Source organism: Psychrobacter sp. 1Y4 (genome assembly GCF_051847555.1).
The window spans coordinates 1-778 of the sequence record NZ_JBPYDE010000419.1 but is presented as its reverse complement, the minus strand read 5'-3'; the positions used below and the strand labels follow the sequence as shown (position 1 = coordinate 778).

Below are 778 nucleotides of genomic sequence, written 5' to 3'. Positions count from 1 at the left end.
CTTAAACTTGCGTTGACTGCATTTGGTACCAGCATCGATGCCATGGCTGTCGGTGTGAGCCTAGCATTTGTCAAGGTCAATATTTTGCTGGCGGCGGGTCTGATTGGCTTGGCCACCACAGTCATGGTCACGCTAGGGGTGATGTTAGGAAAGGCATTGGGCTCCATAATCGGTCACAGAGCTGAAATATTTGGTGGTGTCATGCTGATGGTTATCGGTGCATGGATTTTATTTAGTCATCTTTAGTCACTCGATAGATATTAGCTACTTGATAAATAAAAGCCCATCTATTGATATGGATGGGCTTTTTTCTGTCTACAATCAGCACATAACACCGTAACTCTTGCTAAATGACCGGAACATCTCAGCACTACAAAAATTGCTAATCATCAATAGGATAACCATGGTAAAGATAAGAATGCCAATGCCCCACATAGGCAAAGTGAGCATCCAATTCGTCAAATTTTGGTTGCCACAATGGCTACAGTTCCAATCAGAACGTTTCAGGCTAGTATCACATTTCGGACATCTTTTATGATTAATAAACAATTTAGCCTCCCTTACAAATATATGCTTTTATAGGAGTATATATCCGCTATATCGATTGGGCAATTGTTTATCAAGATAATTATATATTGTTAGCGATTGGATACAAATCAGGATGAGATGCACAATGATGAACATCTCTAAAACCATACATATTTAAAATGATTTTGTTACATATTGTTAAATATCAGCCGATGCTATGTATAATGCAGCACTAGTACAGTTTTCATCC

General features: G+C 38.8%; 1 protein-coding gene. It reads left to right on the top strand.

The features are described from left to right. Positions 1 to 246 (top strand): manganese efflux pump (locus tag ACS8FC_RS16705; RefSeq protein WP_439297607.1); only part of this gene is annotated, 246 nt, incomplete at its 5' end. Positions 247 to 778 lie beyond the last annotated feature (532 nt).